Origin of the sequence: Gallaecimonas pentaromativorans, from assembly GCF_003751625.1 — a bacterium.
Classification (GTDB): Bacteria; Pseudomonadota; Gammaproteobacteria; order Enterobacterales; family Gallaecimonadaceae; genus Gallaecimonas; species Gallaecimonas pentaromativorans.
Map to the genome: position 1 here is coordinate 49,353 of NZ_RJUL01000011.1, position 15,597 is coordinate 64,949.

Annotated in this window: 13 protein-coding genes; 2 read left to right on the forward strand and 11 right to left on the reverse strand. The window is 59.5% G+C overall.

All coding sequences use genetic code 11. From position 1 onward, the window contains the following. Positions 1–6: 6 nt before the first annotated feature. The 7 genes from EDC28_RS17465 to dcuC all read right to left on the reverse strand — a co-directional run bounded on the left by EDC28_RS17465 (position 7) and on the right by dcuC (position 9,482). Positions 7–660 (reverse strand): epoxyqueuosine reductase QueH, encoded by a 654-nt coding sequence (locus tag EDC28_RS17465; protein WP_123422458.1) that lies wholly within the window; start codon positions 658–660, stop codon positions 7–9. 18 nt (positions 661–678) lie between these two features. Beyond that, positions 679–2,229: a DHA2 family efflux MFS transporter permease subunit gene (locus tag EDC28_RS17470; protein ID WP_123422459.1), complete on the reverse strand. Its 1,551-nt coding sequence runs from the start codon at positions 2,227–2,229 to the stop codon at positions 679–681. Further along, positions 2,226–3,395 (reverse strand): HlyD/EmrA/EmrK family protein, encoded by a 1,170-nt coding sequence (locus tag EDC28_RS17475; RefSeq protein ID WP_123422460.1) that lies wholly within the window; start codon positions 3,393–3,395, stop codon positions 2,226–2,228. Before EDC28_RS17475 ends, EDC28_RS17470 begins: the two co-directional genes overlap by 4 nt. Further along, on the reverse strand, positions 3,392–4,870 hold the full coding sequence (locus tag EDC28_RS17480; RefSeq protein WP_170164165.1) for an efflux transporter outer membrane subunit: 1,479 nt from the start codon (positions 4,868–4,870) through the stop codon (positions 3,392–3,394). Before EDC28_RS17480 ends, EDC28_RS17475 begins: the two co-directional genes overlap by 4 nt. 194 nt (positions 4,871–5,064) lie before the next feature. Next, positions 5,065–6,531 carry a peptide MFS transporter gene (locus EDC28_RS17485; protein WP_123422462.1) on the reverse strand — a complete coding sequence of 489 codons (1,467 nt, stop codon included), beginning with the start codon at positions 6,529–6,531 and terminating at the stop codon, positions 5,065–5,067. 226 nt (positions 6,532–6,757) lie between these two features. Beyond that, the gene (locus EDC28_RS17495; RefSeq protein WP_123422463.1) at positions 6,758–8,122 is read right to left on the reverse strand and encodes a class-II fumarase/aspartase family protein; all 1,365 of its coding nucleotides are present in this window, start codon (positions 8,120–8,122) and stop codon (positions 6,758–6,760) included. A 1-nt stretch (position 8,123) separates the two neighbouring features. Continuing rightward, positions 8,124–9,482: a C4-dicarboxylate transporter DcuC gene (gene dcuC, locus EDC28_RS17500; protein ID WP_050658935.1), complete on the reverse strand. Its 1,359-nt coding sequence runs from the start codon at positions 9,480–9,482 to the stop codon at positions 8,124–8,126. A 150-nt stretch (positions 9,483–9,632) separates the two neighbouring features. Between dcuC and EDC28_RS17505 the strand changes: the two genes are divergently transcribed. Then, entirely contained in the window at positions 9,633–10,499 is an 867-nt protein-coding gene (locus EDC28_RS17505) for a MurR/RpiR family transcriptional regulator (protein ID WP_123422464.1), read from the forward strand. Positions 10,500–10,556: 57 nt separating this feature from the next. On the opposite strand, the gene EDC28_RS17510 is transcribed toward EDC28_RS17505, so the two are convergent. The 4 genes from EDC28_RS17510 to EDC28_RS17525 form a co-directional block, all read right to left on the reverse strand. After that, positions 10,557–11,258, reverse strand: a complete 702-nt coding sequence (locus tag EDC28_RS17510; protein ID WP_123422465.1) for a toxin-antitoxin system YwqK family antitoxin — start codon at positions 11,256–11,258, stop codon at positions 10,557–10,559. Continuing rightward, positions 11,245–12,168, reverse strand: coding sequence for a hypothetical protein (locus EDC28_RS17515; protein ID WP_148049878.1), 924 nt, complete (start codon positions 12,166–12,168; stop codon positions 11,245–11,247). The genes EDC28_RS17510 and EDC28_RS17515 overlap by 14 nt, the downstream gene beginning before the upstream one ends. A 16-nt stretch (positions 12,169–12,184) precedes the next feature. After that, the gene (locus EDC28_RS17520) at positions 12,185–13,237 is read right to left on the reverse strand and encodes a porin (RefSeq protein WP_123422467.1); all 1,053 of its coding nucleotides are present in this window, start codon (positions 13,235–13,237) and stop codon (positions 12,185–12,187) included. A gap of 187 nt (positions 13,238–13,424) precedes the next feature. Continuing rightward, a complete protein-coding gene (locus tag EDC28_RS17525) occupies positions 13,425–14,036 on the reverse strand; it encodes a superoxide dismutase (RefSeq protein WP_123422468.1) in 612 nt (203 codons plus the stop codon). 250 nt (positions 14,037–14,286) lie between these two features. Here EDC28_RS17525 and EDC28_RS17530 point away from each other — a divergent pair, with 250 nt between their 5' ends. Beyond that, complete coding sequence (locus EDC28_RS17530; protein WP_123422469.1) at positions 14,287–15,573, forward strand: amidohydrolase; 1,287 nt, start codon at positions 14,287–14,289, stop codon at positions 15,571–15,573. The last annotated feature ends 24 nt before the right edge of the window (positions 15,574–15,597 follow it).

Genomic DNA, 15,597 nt, shown 5'->3' on the forward strand with positions numbered 1-15,597 from the left:
TCAGCTTTATTCGTCGTCGCCGTAATACTGGACGCCGAGTTTGATGATGCCCCGGCCCTGGGCTTTGCGGCGTTGGTTGGTGTCGCGCAGGGAGTAAACGCAGCCGCAGTATTCTTGCTGGTAGAAGCGCTCGCGTTTACTGATCTCCACCATGCGGGCAGCACCGCCGCCTTTGCGCCAGTTGTAGTCCCAGTAATGCATGCCGGGGTAGGGCGCCACGGCCCGCTGGCCGCAGCCGTTGATCTGCTCCATGTTCTTCCAGCGGGAAATGCCAAGGGAACTGGAGATCACCTTAAAGCCGTGCTCATGGGCATAGAGGGCGGTGCGCTCAAAACGCATGTCAAAGCACATGGTGCAGCGCACGCCGCGCTCGGGCTCCCACTCCATGCCCCGGGCCCGCTCGAACCAGTTGTCGGTGTCGTAGTCGGCGTCGATAAAGGGCACCTGGTGCTGCTCGGCAAAGCGGATGTTCTCTTCTTTTCGTAGCCGGTACTCGCGCTCGGGGTGGATATTGGGGTTGTAGAAGAAGATGGTGTAGTCGATGCCGCTGGCATGGAGGGCTTCCATCACCTCCCCTGAGCAAGGGGCGCAGCACGAATGCAGCAGCAGTTTGTCCTCGCCGTCCGGCAGGTGCAGTTGGGGGCGGTTTGGCTCAGCCATGGTACGTCCTTGTGTTGGTCAGTGGCCCGGTTTGCCGCCCTCGGCAAAGGGAGGCTTGGCAAACCAGATAACCACGGTAATGGCCAGGAAGATGATTCCGAACAGCCAGAATATATCATTGAGGGCCAGGGTCGCGGCCTGGGTGTTGATCACCTGGTTTAGGGCGGCATCGGCGCTTTGCGGGGGGAGCCCCTGCTGCTGCACTCCTTGCAAGAAGGCTTCGGTGGCTGCGCCGCCGCTTTGGGTGCTCTCGGTGAGCACTGCATGGTGGTAGATGGTGCGATGGTCGTACAAGGTGGTGCTGACCGCCGTGGCCACTGAGGCGGCAAGGGTTCGAAAGAAGTTCGACAACCCCGAGGCCGAGGCCAGCTGCTCGGGGGGCAGCCCCGAGAGAATGATTTGGTTTACTGGCACAAAGAACAGGGCGATACCGGCCCCCATCAGCAGCCGTGGCTCGGCCACATCCCAGTAGTCCATGTTGGTGGCCGAGGAGGCCATCCAGAACGAGGCGGCCGCAAAGATGGCAAAGCCCAAGGTGTTGAGCACCCGTAAGTCGAACTTGTCCTGGTTGGCGCCGATGATAGGCGACATAAAGATGGCCGCCAGCCCCACTGGCGCTACCGCAAAGCCGGCCCAGGTGGCGGTATACCCCATCACCGACTGCAACCAGTTGGGCAGCACCACGGTGCCACCGAAGAAGGCGAACATGCCAAGGGACAAGCACGCCACCCCCACCAAAAAGTTGCGCCGGCCCAGCAGGCGAAGGTCCACCACCGGGTTTTTGTGCATCAGCTCCCAGGCGATCAAGAAGGTAATGCCTACCACCGCCACCACCGCCAGGGTGGTGATGAGGTTGGAGGAGAACCAGTCTTTGTCGTTGCCGTTATCGAGCATAAATTGCAAGGATCCCACACCCACCGTCAGCAGCACCAAGCCCACGGCATCGATGGGTTTGTGCACGGTTTTGGTCTCGCGTTTTCTCAGCAGGATCAAGGTCACCAGCAGTGAGAAAATGCCCACCGGAATGTTGATGTAGAAGATCCAGGGCCAGGAGAAGTTGTCGGTGATCCAGCCCCCCAAAATGGGGCCAAATACCGGCGCGATTACCACCATCATCACCCATAGCGCCAGGGCGATGGAGCGCCGCTGGGGAGGATAGTTGTTTAGCAGCAGGGTCTGGGACAGCGGCACCATGGGGCCGGATACCAAGCCTTGCAGCAGCCGAAAGAAGATCAGCATGTCCATGCTGGTGGACAAGCCGCACAGGAAGGAGAACACCACGAACAGCGCCACCGACACCGCAAAGGTGCGCACCTCGCCAAAACGCTGGGAGATCCAGCCGGTCAACGGCTGCATGATGGCGCTGGCCAGGGAGTAGGCGCTGATGGCCATGGTGCCTTCCGAGGCGCTCACCCCCACATCGCCGGCGATGGTGTGTACCGACACATTGACGATGGAGATGTCCAGCACCTCCATGAAGGTGGCCATGGCCACCCCGGCGGTCAGGGCGATAAGCGGCGCGCCTTTTAATGGCTCGCCGCTCTGTTCGCGGCTGAAAAACCCTGTCATCTGGCGACCAGGTTAGCGTTGATGATGGCCTGGGCATCGGCGCGGGCCGCGGCTTGCTGGCCTTGGTAGATGTCGGTGCTCATTACTTCTTTATCGGCTGGCTGCTGGGGCAGGGCGCTGCCGTTACGGTCGTGGGTGTCGATGGTCACCACGGTCGAGAGCCCCAGTTGCAGCGGCTTTTGGGCCAGCTCTTGCGGGTCGATGGCGATACGCACCGGCAACCGCTGGATCACCTTGATCCAGTTGCCGGTGGCGTTCTGGGCCGGTAGCAGCGAGAACACGCTGCCGGTGCCGGCGGTCAGGCCCACCACCTTGCCGTGGTAGGTCATGTCGCTGTGGGCATCCACTTTGAGGGTTACCGGCTGGCCTACCCGGATATGGGCGATTTGGGTTTCCTTGAAGTTGGCCTCAATCCAGGCGTTGTGGAGCGGCACCACCGTCATCAGGTTTTGCCCGGCCTGGATGTGTTGGCCTGCTTGCACTTGGCGCTTGGCCACGTAACCGTCGATGGGCGAGCGGATCTCGCGGCGCTTGTTGTCTATCCAGGCGCTCACGTAAGCGGCCTCGGCTTGTTGCACCGCCGGGAAACGGGCTACCGCCATGCCGTCTACCGCCACATGGGCGGCGCGGGCGCTGGCTTTGGCCTGTTCAAAGGCGGCCTTGGCGGCTTCCATCTGGCGACGGGCGGCGTCGACGTTTTCTTTGGCGGCGGCCCGCTCAGCCAGCAGCGGCTTGCGGCGTTGGTAGTCTTCTTCGGCGCGCACATAGGCCGCTTCACTCTGGGCCACGGCGGCGTCGGCCTCGGCGGCTTGGGCAATTTGTTGCTGGGCCTGGCGCACCGCTTGGCTGAGCTGGCCTTCGGCGCGGGCCAATGCCAGCTCGGTGTCTACCGGGTCTAGCGACACCAGCACCTGGCCTTTTTTGACCATGTCGGTGCTGTCGGCCATCACCGCAATCACGGTGCCGTTGCTGCGTGAAGAAATGCTCACCTGATCGCCGGTGACATAGGCGTCGTCGGTCTCTTCCTGGTAGGCCAGCACCAGTTTGGCGTAGGCGTACCAGGCGCCACCGGCCAGGATAAACACCAGGGCGATGATCGCCAGCACCACGCGGCGCTTGGTGGGAGAGGTTTGCTGCGGCGGCTTGTTGTTGTCCTGTTCTGTCATGGTGAGTCCTCAAGGGCCGCAGGTTGGGCGTTGTCTGTTGCGGTGGGGGCGGGCTCCTGATAGCCACCTCCCAGTTCATGGATAAGTTGCAGCTGGGCGTCCAGGCGCTGGGCGGTCAGTTGCAGCTGGCTGTCGGTTTGGCTGTCCAGCTCAAGGCTGGCGCCAAGGGCCTGGCGGGGATCGTCTACCCCTTGCTTGACCCGCAAACTGGCCCGTTGGTACTGGGAGCGGCTGGCCAGCCAGCGCTTTTGCAGTTCGCCAGCGGCATCGGTCAGTTGCCCCAGGGTCAGTACCTGCCTTGCCACCTGGGCGGCGGCCTGCACCACGGTTTGGTTGTAATTGGCGATGGCACTGTTGAGCTGGGCATTGCTGGCGGCAAAGGCGGCGTCCAGGCGGCCAGCCTCGAAAATGGGTAGGCTGATGGACGGCCCCACCGTGCCCAACGTGAGCTGGGCGTCGTCACCGCTCCCCAGATCCGGGAAGCTTTTTAAAAAGCCGGCCAGGCCGCTTAGGCTGATGTTGGGGTAATAGGCGGCGCGGGCCTGCTCTATGCCTTGGCTGGCAGCTTCTACCTGCCAGCGGGCGGCGACGATATCAGGGCGGCGGCCAATCAGGCCAAGGCCGGCATCGGCCGGCAGCGCCCCGGCCGGAGTGGGCAGCGGTTTGACCTCAAGGGCGCCTAGCTGCTGGCTGCTAATGCCCATCAGCGCGGCTATCTGGGCATGGATAATGCGCTGCTGGCCGGCCAGCATGGCTTGTTGCTGGCGAATCTGCGCCAGTTGGGCGCGGGCCTTATCGAGGCTGTCTTCCTCTTCAACCCCGGCATCCACCCGCGCTTTAACCACCCGCAGGTATTCGTTGGCGGTGGCGAGGCTCCCCTGGCTGACCTTGAGCCTGGCGGCGATGGCTTGCCACTGGAAATACAGCGCCGAGAGGTTGTATTGCAAGGCACTTAAGGCCGCGGCCTGGCTGGCCTTTTGGGCATGGGCGGTGTCAATGGCTTGCTTGAGGGCCGCTTCTTTTTTGCCCCAAAGGTCCAGATCCCAGCTCAGCCTGGCGCCAACAATGGCGGCCACGCCTTGGGTGGTGTTGTTGATGTGGCTATTGCCGGCGTCGGCATCGATGTCGCTCAGGCTGTAGCCCGCCGTGCCATAACCTGTGATTTCGATGTTTTTGTCGGCTTCTTTACGGGCGATATCGCTGCTGGCCTGGCGGTAGCGGGCCATGGCCACATCCAGGGTAGGAGCGCCAGCCATGGCGGTCGCCATCAGCTTATCTAATTGCGGGTCATGAAAATGTTGCCACCAATTGGCGGCGGGCCAGCCTGGCGCGCTGTCTGGCAGCCCGGCCAGGGGCGCCTGGTCGCGCAGGGAGAATTCGGGTTTGGGGCGCTCGGGAGCCGTGCAGCTCGCCAGCAGTAAACAAAGCCCCAACCATAATGGGGTGATGAGGCCTTTGCCTGGTTCCTTGTGCATTCGCATCCACCCTTGGCGTCGGGAGAGAGTGGCTTTGGGCTCTCCGGTTGCCGGCCGGATAACCATCAAAAATCAGTCCCGGCAGCTGTCCGGGACTGGTTGAGAAATGTTAACGCAAAAAAACGCTGTTCGTAGAGCCTACCCAAGTACCCAAAAGATGCAATAGAACAGTGCGTTTTCCAAGGTAAAACCCTTTATGGCAAAGCGATACCCTGGGCGTGGAAACGTTTCATCAGGGTTTTGGAAACCACCATGAAAAGGGCGCCGCATACCAGGGTGGCAATAGCCAGCTCCAGGTAGTAATGGGTGTAAATGGGCAGGGTGAGCTCGGGGGCCAGCTTTTTCTCGGGCAGAGCCACCAGGCCGCTCAGTTTGCCCGACACCAGGTTGGACAGCGACACCACCAGATAGAACACCCCCATGGCAAAGGCCATCATCTCCATGTCGCAGTAAAGGGAGATCATCGACAGGCCGATGGCGCTGATCAGCAGCTCAGAGATGGTCAGGGTCAGGTAGGAAAGGCCGATGTAATCGCCGTTTACCAGGCCGTTGTGCTCACTAAAACCGGAGGCGTAGAGCAAGAAGATGCCAAAAGCCCCCAGCAGCAACCCGGCCGAGAACTGGTAGGGAATGTTAAAGCCCGGAAAGCGCTTATAAACCTTGGAGATAAAGGAGCCAATCAAGATGATGGCAATGGGGTTTATCAGCTGGAACGAGGCCGGGTACAGGGTAAAGCCCAGCAGTTCGTGGTTGGAGTTGTTCTTGGTAAAGAGGATGAGGCTGGTGTTCATCTGGGTGTAGAGCACGAAGAACACGAATACCGCCAGCAACAGATAAATAGACATCAGCTGCTTGGAACGGCTAACCCCTTGCAAGGTGAGGGTTTTACGGACGTAGAACACCAGGGTCACGGCAATACAGGTGCCAATGAGGTAGAACGACAGGCCGGGCTGGGAAAACAAGAAGCAGGTCACGGCGTAAGCGGCGGCAAAATAGCCGACCAGCAGCCCGATATCGCGGCGGCCAATGGCTTGAGAGTCCTTACCAAACAGCACGTCACGGTAGAGTTTGCCGCGCAGGGCGAAGTTGAGCCAGGCAATAAACTTGCCGGCAAAGGCCACCAGGAAGATAGACATAGGCCCCATGCTCGAATGCAGCAGGTAAGGGGCCAGGCCGATACCGAGCATGGAGCCGATGTTGATCATCACGTAGTAGACGGTCATGCCGCGCTTGGCGCCGTGCTCGTCGCCCTCGTAGATGCGGCCGATCAGTGCCGAAGCGGTGCCGGTATAAAGGGAGCTGCCGATGGGTACCAGCGCATAGGCCAGCAAAAAGGCTTCGCGCATGTTGTTTTTAAAGGCATCGGTGGCCACCACCAAAATAAGGTAACCAAAGGCCAGCAGGCAGGCGCCGATATTCATGGCCCGCCTGACCCCCAGCACCTTGTCGGCTAGATAGCCACCAACCACCGGCAGGATATAGCCCATGGCTTGCACCACGCCGTACATCAGGTAGGCGTCGTGGTCGTCCATCCCCAGGCCGTCCTGGGCCACCGGCATGGTGAAAAACACAATCAAAATGCCGACAAAGGTGTAGCTGGCAAACATGCTCCAGAAGGTCATGCTGGCAATGTTGAGAAGCTGCTTGGTTTTGGTGTTCATAAGGCCGCCAAAAAGTGATGCCTCGGCTTAACCGAAGCAAATAAGAACCCAGGGCTTAGCTTTGGCAACTTGGCATGGCGGGGGCTGAGCACAATGTCATCAAGCCTAAAAAGTGATCGGGCGCACGGAAAAAAGCGGCTGTTAAAGAAAAAACTGATGCAATGTAACGTGCTGTTAAAAAAGCCAAAACACCAATGAAAAGCGGCCATCTGGCCGCTTTTGTGCATCACTTGATAGAAGCGGCCAGAGCCAGGGCTTCGTCGATCAGGGCGTTGCTGGCCCCCAGGTGGCCGGCCGGGTCGCAGGCTCTGGCCAGTTCGTCGTCGCTGAAATGGGCCATCACCGCCGGGGTGTCGCGCAGCAGTGCTGGCAACTGCCAGTGTGGCTCGGGATGGCGGGCTATGGCGTCTTTTACCAAGCCGTAGGCCTGTTCGCGGCCCACCTTCTCGGCCAGTTTCATCATCACCGCCTCAGAGAGGATAAGGTGGCGCGAGGCCTGGAAGTTATCGCGCATCCGCTGGCTGTTGATGTGCAGCTTGGCCAGCAGCTTATTGGCCCGCAACAAGCCTCCCGACACCGCCAGGCAAGCTTCGGGCAGTAGCGACCAGTCCAACATGCGGGCCGAGGAGGAGCGCACATCCTGCTGGTCGAGCATGGCTGGGGCACTGCTGGCGTACATCCAGCCCAGCCGGGCCAGGGCCTGGATCATATTGGCGGCGCGGGGGTTGGCCTTGTGGGGCATGGTGCTGGAGCCGCCGCCGCTTTCCCCTTCTTGCACCTCGGCGATGGGGGCGCGGCTCATCAGCTCCACGTCGTTGGCGATGCGCAGCAAGGTGCCGTGCACCAGGGCGAAAAACTGCACCACTTCCACCAGGCCGTCATGGCTGGCGTTCCATTGGCCTTGGGGGCAAGGCAGCCCCAACTTGGCCAGCAACCGGTTGCGTATCGCTATGCCCTGGCTGCCTACCGACGCCAGGTTGCCGATGGCGCCGCCATACATGCCCATGGTTGCTCTTGGGGTCAGTTCCCCAAGGCGCTGCCAGTGCCGGCAAAGCTCGGTGAGGTAAGAGCTGGCATGAAAGCCCCAGGTGCTGGGGGCGGCGTCCTGGGCGTTGGTGCGGGCCACCATCAGGGTGTGACGATGGGCCTCGACCATGGCCGACAGCACTGCGATCAGCTCGCAAAGCTGCGTTTTGATAAGGGCCAGGGCCCGTTGCAGGCGCAGCGCCTGGCCGCTGTCCAGCACGTCCTGGGTGGTGGCGCCCCAATGCAGGTACTGTTGCACCAGCGGGCCACCGGCCGCCGCTATCTGGTCTATCACCGGCTTGATGGCCATGCCCACTTCGGCGGTGTCTAGCGCCAGGCGTGACCAATCCAGGTTGTCCACCAGGGCCGCTTTGGCAATGGCCTGGGCTGCCTCGGTGGGGATCACCCCCAGCTCTGCCTGCACCTGGGCCAGGGCGGTTTCCACGCTCAGCCAGCTCTTTACCATTTCATCGTCCGACCACAGCGCCGCCATGGCCGGGTTGCTAAAGATCGGCCCATAAAGTGTTGAATCGTAAACGGAGGTGCTGCGTGCGCTGCGGTCCATGTCAGGCTCCCATACTGCTTAGGATGATAAGGGTGACGATGCCGCCCAGCATCGGTAGCGCCGTGCGTTTAACCAAGTCCATCGGTGACACCTCGGCCACCCCGGCGCAGGCGATGATCACCCCCGACACCGGCGAGAAGGACCGAAACAGCCCCGCCGCCAACTGCATGGGCATGGCGATAACGGCGGTGCTGACCCCGGCTTGGGCCGCCACGCCGGGCGCCAGGCTTGAGAAGCTAAAAAAGGCGGCGTTGCCAGAGCCCGACAAAATCGCGGTCAGGCCGATAATGGCGATAAGCACTATGGTGATGGCCACATAGCCAAAGCCCAGGTGCTCGGAGGTGGACAGCAACAAATCGATAAAACCCATGGCCTTGAGGCCGGCGACAAAGGTTTGGGCGGCGATGATAAGCGACACCACAGAGGCAAAAATAGCGCCCATGCCTTGCAGGTATACCGACAGCGACGCCGCCACCGTCTTGCCGTCTCGGCAGTAGAGGTACTGGCAGACCATGGCCACGAACAGGCTGATGAACATGGCGGTGATCACATCCACCTGGATGCTGGCGATGCCGTATTTGCTGAAGGTCAGTAGCAGCGCCAGGGGCATCACCGGCAAGAAAGCAAACCAGCGAGGGGCCTGGGCGCTGTCTTTGGGTTTTTCAACGGCTTTGAGCGAGCCCTTGCGCTGCTCGCGCCGGTCAAAATAGGACTGGGACAGGTAATGCAGCACTGCGATCACCAGCATCACCACCGGCGCGTACAGCATCTGGTGCTGCACAAAATAGGTGGCGGCGTCGATGCCAATCACGTCTGCCGCCTTGTTGGAGGCGCCGGAGGCCGGGCCCAAATCCAGGCAAGCGGTGGTGGCGATCACCGCCGCCGACGCCGCTGGCGAGCAGCCTACCTTGATAAGCACCGGGTACAGGGCCACCAGCAACAACATGGCCAGGCCCACGGCGCTGGGGATAAAGATGTTCAGCACTTGGCCCAGCAGGTAGGTAAAGGCGAGGATCAGGTAAGGGTTTTTGATCCACGACAGCGGCTTGGTGGCCACCTCGACCATGGCATCGGCGGCGCCGATGTGGTTCATGTATTTGGAAAAGCCCCCCACCGCCATGATGATAAGCCCCAGGTTACCCAGGGTGGTGGCGCTGAAATATTTGATGATTAAAAAGAAGTCGATGAAATGGCTGCCCGATGTGGTTAATTTTCCGGGCAAGAAGGAGGCATTATAAAAATAACAACCGATGGCCATCATTAATAAGCCGGCGGCAAATAAAACGGCTGAGGTTTGGTAGCGTTTTATTACCAGATAACCAGCGCCTATCACGATAGGAATGGCGAGGAGTGCAATCATCTTTGTTCCTTAAATGGCGATGTTTTGTTATAAGTGCCAGTACTGCTTTATTTTCTGCTTTTGCCATTGTGCACATGTTTTTGCCTGGGAGAATGGGAAATCCCTATTCCCATCCCGGGGTAACCATTATCAGGATCAAAAGAGGTCGTTATGCCCGGTCCGCAAACCCTGCACCTTGCCGATTACCGGGAGCGGCTGGCCAGCCTGCAACACCTGCCGGAAGCCGAGCTGAAAGTGGCCCATTACATCGAAGGCATCTTCAAGGAACTGCCGTTTTACGGCATTACCGATATCGCCAACACCTGCGGTGTCAGCAAGGCCACCATCGGGCGCTTTCTCAATAAAATCGGCTTTTTAGGCTATGCCCGCTTCAAGGCGGCGGTGGTCAGCTCCCTGGAGCAAGGCCGTTCCCCTTCGCCGTGGGAGGCCGCCAACCGGGGGCTGATGTCTGACGACCAGGCGGTGTTTGCCTGCCACGTCAAAGATGTGGTGGCTAACCTTTATGACTCCCTGGACCAGATAAGCGCCAGCGACTTTGACCAAGCTGCTAGTTATCTTGCTGATTTGTCTAAAAAACTCTATGTGATTGGCCCGGCGTCCAGCGGCTCGCTGGCGGTGTACTTCACCACCTTCATTCGCTATATCCGGGGCGACGTGCAGCAGCTGTCGCTGGATACCTCGCTGCTGCCCCACAGCCTGCTGGATGTAGACGAGCACAGCGTGCTGTTCGTGATTTCCTTCTACCGGTTCAATGTCGATGCGGCCAAGGTCACCAAGTGGTTTCGGGCCAGGGGCGCCAAGATCGTGGTGCTCAGCAACACCTCGGCCAACCCTTACAGCCCCCATAGCGACATCGAGCTGATTGTGGCCAGCACGTCCGGCAGCATTTTTCAAAGCCGCAGCAGTGGCCTGGTACTGATTGAAGCGCTGCTTCGAAAAATCGCGCTCGATCATATGGATAAGTCGCGAATGGATGCCCTGGAATCCCTTTTTGGTGAATTTAATACCTTCCCATAAAAAAGGGCCCTGCTTGTTAAAGCAGGGCCAAGTCCACTACAGAAGGTTAACGGTTGGTTAGTCTTTCAATAAATAAGGGTGCAGGCCTTTGGCGTCGGTTATCTTTTTCACTTCTTTACCGTCTTGATAAATAACTGCATAAAGTGGTTTATCTTTTTTATATTCGACTTTGGTAATAAGTTGACCTTGGTCATTATAAATTTTACGGGTGCCCTCCCGAGAGGAACTCTTATAGGGAATTTCCTGGGAGACTTTACCGTTTTTAAAATAATCGACCCGCATACCGGTTTTACGGCCATGGCTGTTGCGCTCAAGGCGGCTTAGCACTTCCCCGCTGGGGTAGTAGTGTACTTCCTTGGTGCTGCGGGCATGGCCGTTGTCGTAGGTGGTGGCCATTTTCAGCTGGCCGTTGTCGTAGTACTCCTCTACCGGGCCGGCCATCTTGCCCTTTTTGTCGTAGCTCGCACTGAGGCGAACTTTGCCGTTCTCGAAGTACTGGGTGTAGGGGCCAAAAGGCTTATTTTTGCGGTACTGCCCTTTGGAGAGCAGTTTGCCGTCTGGGTAGTAGGCCAGGGCCTCGCCGTCGCGGTGGTGTTTGTTGCCGCTAACCGCCACCACGGCTTTGACTTGGCCGCCGGGGTAGTAGGTGGTTTCCTTGCCGTTGGCGTAGGTGGGGGCGCCCAGTTGGTAGTCGCTTGCGAGCACCGGTGCGCTACCCAGCAGCAGGGCGGCAATGGCCAGCAGGTTATTTGCTTTCATTGATGTCTCCCATGATGGCTTGGACAGCGTCGAGCTGAACGATGAAGTTGTCGTGCTCGGCCCCTTTGACGGTGTGTTCCTGCCAGTTCAGGGGGGTATTAAGGGCTTTGGTCACGTCGCGGGCGTAGTTGAAGTAGTAATGGCCTCGTTCAAAACGGCCATCGATGCCGGTGCGGTTGGCCTCGGGGGCGTTACGGAACAGGTAGTGGTTAAAGTCGTCGTCGTGGTCGCCCAGCATCAGGGTCAAGGGTAGGGCGAAGAACCGCTTCAGGGTAGCGGTGTCAATCACGTCCACACCGCGCAGGCCGTAGGGCCACCTTTCGTCGCGGCTGGGCAGGGTGTACCAGCCGGGGTTGGCGACGATGGCCATCTTGATTTTGGCCTCGGGGTAGAACATCAGCATGCGCAGCAGGTATTGGCTGCCGCCGCCGTGGCCGTAGGCGTAGTAGCGGGTGGCGTGGGAGTCTTCACGGGTTTTGAAGTCGGCGAAGATCTTGTCGGCCAGGGTAAAGCTCCACTGGTCTTTGGGGTTGATCTCCTTGGGCACCACCAGGCCTTTGACCTCGGCGCGGCTGACGGCGTGGTAGACATTGCCGAGGTTATAGCCGTTGGCGCCGGGGTAGAGCTGGGTGGAGTACTCGGGCACCAGCAGCATCAGGTTGTATTTTTCGGCCAGCGCCTTCCACTGGGCCGAGTAGTTGTCGGCGTCGCGCTTGCGGCCGTGAAAGACAAACAGCACCGGGGTGTCGGCGGTGTAGTGGGACGGCTTGTAGTACCACACCTTCATCACCTGGCCGTTTTTGCCGGTGGCGGCCGGCAGGCTGTAGTCGTAGGTGTGATAGCCCTGTTCCAGGGCGGCGCTGGCGGCAAAGGACAGCAGCGACACCAGCATTGCAAATAGCATTCTCATGAGTCACCCCTTCGGTTTAGAAGTAGAAACGCAGCCCGAAAACATAGCTGTTTTCGTCTTTCACCCTGTCGCTCAGATAGGTGGCCGACAGATAGGTTTGAGAGGCTAGGCGGTAGCGCAGTTCGGCCCGCCAGTCTTCTTTTTTGCGGGTAACCGACACCTCCTGGATGCTGGAATAGCCCAGGGTCAGGCGGGTGCGGCCCATATCGTAGGCCACCAGGCCGTCAAAGCCGTTGAATTTACGCTCGGAGTTGTCGTAATCGGTGAGGATTTGGTGGTTGGCGGTGAAGCCGATGTTGAGGTCGCCGTAGTAGAAATCCAGGCCACCGATGATCTGCTGGTGCTCTTTTTCGTTTTTGTCTTCGATGCTGGCTTGGGAGGCGTTGAAATCGCTGTAGGCCAGCACCGGGATCAGGGTTATGTCGCCGCTTTTGTAGGTGTAGCGGTAACTGGCCATGGTGCCGTCGTCCACCTTGTCGCTGGAATTACCATTGCCCATCACGTAGGCGGCCTCGAACAGGTGGTTACCGTGGCTGAAGTTCCATTGGATGGTGCCGTCCTGGCGGTTGAACTGATAGGAGTTGTCGATGCGGGTCAGCAGGTAGCTGTTGGTGTTGGGCACCCAGTTCATGTACTTGTAGGTGATCTTGATGGCCTGCCAGAGCGGGTTCTGGGTGCGGCCAAACAGCAGGTCGCCGTATTTTTTGTTGCTCAGCCCCAGGTAGGCGTAGCGGGCGTTCCAGGTGCCGTCGGCATTGGTGTTGGTCTCATACTTCTCGGTATTGACTTGCCACTCGTATTTGCCCACCACCCGGGTGCCTTCCAGGGGCGAGTCGTCAAAGGCAGACAGAGCCCGGGACATGCTGATGCCCAGGCGGCCACCCATGTGGGTGTCGGCGCCGCTATCTTCCGAGCGTTCCCAGTCGTTGCCGACTTGGGCCTGCAAACGGCCATAGATATCCAGGGTGTTATCGGCATCTTTATAGACGGTTTGGCCATGGGCGGCGCACGACAGACCCCCAATCACCACGGCGGCGGCCAGTGGCGCAAATGCAATTTTGTTATTCACGTTGTCTTCCTGCTGTGTTTTTTGGTTTTGGCTGCATCAGCCCTGTTGCGGGCCTGGCTGGAAGATTTAACGCAATTGCGACCACAAATGGACGGGAAAGCGGCTTTCCCAATCAGGGAAACGCCCTTTCCCTATCGGGAGGCGGGAATAGCGTAAAAAAGCGGCGCTCAGGCCGCCTTTTTTACCCTCAGGCGAGGGCGGCTTGATAGCGCGTTTCTACCTCGGCCCAGTCAACCACCTGGTAGAAGGCCTGAATGTACTCGGGGCGCTTGTTTTGGTACTTGAGGTAATAGGCGTGCTCCCACACGTCCAGCCCCAGAATGGGGGTGTGGCCGTGCATCAGCGGGCTGTCCTGGTTGAGGGTATTTTCCACCACCAGCTTGTTGTCGCCGGTTACCGACAACCAAGCCCAGCCCGAGCCAAAGCGGGCCACGGCGGCATTGGTAAAGGCCTCTTTGAAGGCGTCAAAACCGCCCAGTTCTTTGTCGATGGCATCGGCCACCCGGCCTTTGGGGGCGCCGCCGCCTTCAGGCGACATAACCTGCCAGAACAGCGAATGGTTGGCGTGGCCACCGCCATTGTTGATAACCGCCTGGCGTTTGGCGTCAGGCAGGTCACTCAAATGTCGCAGCAGCTGCTCGACCGGCATGGCTGCAAAGCCGGTGCCGCTCAGGGCGTCGTTGAGCTTGTCCACGTAGGCCTGGTGATGGCGGCTGTGGTGAATTTCCATGGTCAGTGCGTCAATGTGGGGTTCGAGGGCGGTATAGGCGTAGGGCAGGGTGGGGAGTTGGTGTGCCATAAGCGGATCTCCTTGGCTGTGGGTGTCGCCAGGCCTTAAGCCCTGGCGAGGGGAGTTCAGTAAAGCACTTTCCCATAAAGATCAAAAGAGAATCGTTATCAATAAATGCTTGGTAAAATAGCTTAAGACCATCGCTTTTGCTGGCAAGGGCGGGGCAAACGCCTGAAGACGGCAGCTTGTCGCAGCGGCTTTACATTATTGCAACCTTCTGTAGTAGCCTGATCCCAGGTTCCTTTTTGAGTATCAGCCCATGCAATACCAAGGTCTTTTCGCCCTCAGCCTGCTGGCCAGCAACCTGGCCTGGGCCGGCTCCGTTGAAGAGCTGGCCGATAAGGTTCAGCCCCAGGTGGTGGAGTGGCGCCACCACTTCCACCAGCACCCGGAATTGTCCAACCGCGAGTTTCAAACCGCGGCTTATGTGGCCAAGTACCTGAAAGGCCTGGGCCTTGAGGTGCAGACCGGCGTTGCCAAAACCGGGGTGGTGGCAGTGCTGGACAGCGGCAAGCCGGGCCCGGTGGTGGCCCTTCGCGCCGACATGGACGCCCTGCCGGTTAAAGAAGTGAACAACCTGCCGTACCGCTCCGAGGTCACCGGCGAATACAACGGTGAAACGGTGCCGGTGATGCACGCCTGCGGCCACGACACCCATATCGCCATGCTGATGGGCGCCGCCAAGGTGCTGGTGGCCATGAAGGGCGAGCTTAAGGGCAAAGTGAAATTTATCTTCCAGCCCGCCGAAGAGGGCGCGCCGGTGGGAGAAGAGGGCGGCGCCAAGCTGATGGTCAAAGAAGGGGTACTGAAAAACCCTGACGTGGACGTGGTATTTGGCCTGCACATCAATTCCCAGACCGACATCGGCACCGTCAAATACCGCGCTGGCGGGGTGATGGCGGCGGTGGACCCGTTCAAGATTGAGGTGCACGGCAAGCAATCCCATGGCGCCTACCCCTGGATGAGCGTCGACCCTGTGGTGACCTCGGCGCAGCTGGTGATGGCACTGCAAACCATCGTCAGCCGTGAAGTGAAAGTCATCGACAACGGCGCCGTGGTGAGCGTGGGCATGATCAAAGGCGGTAACCGCACCAACATCATCCCCGCCGAGGTAGACCTTGCCGGCACCGTGCGCACCCTCAACCCCAAGGCGCGTGAGCTGGTGTATGAAGCCATGGCCCGTAAGGTGAAAGGCATTGCCGACAGCATGGGCGCCACCGCTACCCTAACCATGCCCTATGGCGATTCCTACCCCATCACCTACAACGACCCGGCGCTGATGGCCAAAATGCTGCCCACCTTAAGCCGCACCGCAGGGGAAGGCCACGTCAAAGAAGCCCAGGCCGTCACCGGCGCCGAGGACTTTTCGTTCTATCAGGAAAAAGTACCGGGTTTGTTCCTGTTCGTCGGCGGCAAACCCCTGGACGTACCCGAAGACAAGGCCCCGTCCCACCACACCCCGGATTTTTACGTGGACGACGCGGGCATGGAATTGGGGGTAAAGCTGCTCTCCAACCTCACCCTCGATTACATGCAAAAGAGCTGAGATCAACGCGCAAAAAAGCCCGGC

Excerpts from the sequence above, each read along its gene's own strand:
- EDC28_RS17515 (WP_148049878.1), bottom strand. The coding sequence starts at position 12,168 with ATGAGAATGCTATTTGCAATGCTGGTGTCGCTGCTGTCCTTTGCCGCC.
- EDC28_RS17475 (WP_123422460.1), bottom strand. The coding sequence starts at position 3,395 with ATGACAGAACAGGACAACAACAAGCCGCCGCAGCAAACCTCTCCCACC.
- EDC28_RS17510 (WP_123422465.1), bottom strand. The coding sequence starts at position 11,258 with ATGAAAGCAAATAACCTGCTGGCCATTGCCGCCCTGCTGCTGGGTAGC.
- EDC28_RS17485 (WP_123422462.1), bottom strand. The coding sequence starts at position 6,531 with ATGAACACCAAAACCAAGCAGCTTCTCAACATTGCCAGCATGACCTTC.
- dcuC (WP_050658935.1), bottom strand. The coding sequence starts at position 9,482 with ATGATTGCACTCCTCGCCATTCCTATCGTGATAGGCGCTGGTTATCTG.
- EDC28_RS17465 (WP_123422458.1), bottom strand. The coding sequence starts at position 660 with ATGGCTGAGCCAAACCGCCCCCAACTGCACCTGCCGGACGGCGAGGAC.
- EDC28_RS17470 (WP_123422459.1), bottom strand. The coding sequence starts at position 2,229 with ATGACAGGGTTTTTCAGCCGCGAACAGAGCGGCGAGCCATTAAAAGGC.
- EDC28_RS17530 (WP_123422469.1), top strand. The coding sequence starts at position 14,287 with ATGCAATACCAAGGTCTTTTCGCCCTCAGCCTGCTGGCCAGCAACCTG.
- EDC28_RS17525 (WP_123422468.1), bottom strand. The coding sequence starts at position 14,036 with ATGGCACACCAACTCCCCACCCTGCCCTACGCCTATACCGCCCTCGAA.
- EDC28_RS17480 (WP_170164165.1), bottom strand. The coding sequence starts at position 4,870 with ATGCACAAGGAACCAGGCAAAGGCCTCATCACCCCATTATGGTTGGGG.
- EDC28_RS17495 (WP_123422463.1), bottom strand. The coding sequence starts at position 8,122 with ATGGACCGCAGCGCACGCAGCACCTCCGTTTACGATTCAACACTTTAT.
- EDC28_RS17505 (WP_123422464.1), top strand. The coding sequence starts at position 9,633 with ATGCCCGGTCCGCAAACCCTGCACCTTGCCGATTACCGGGAGCGGCTG.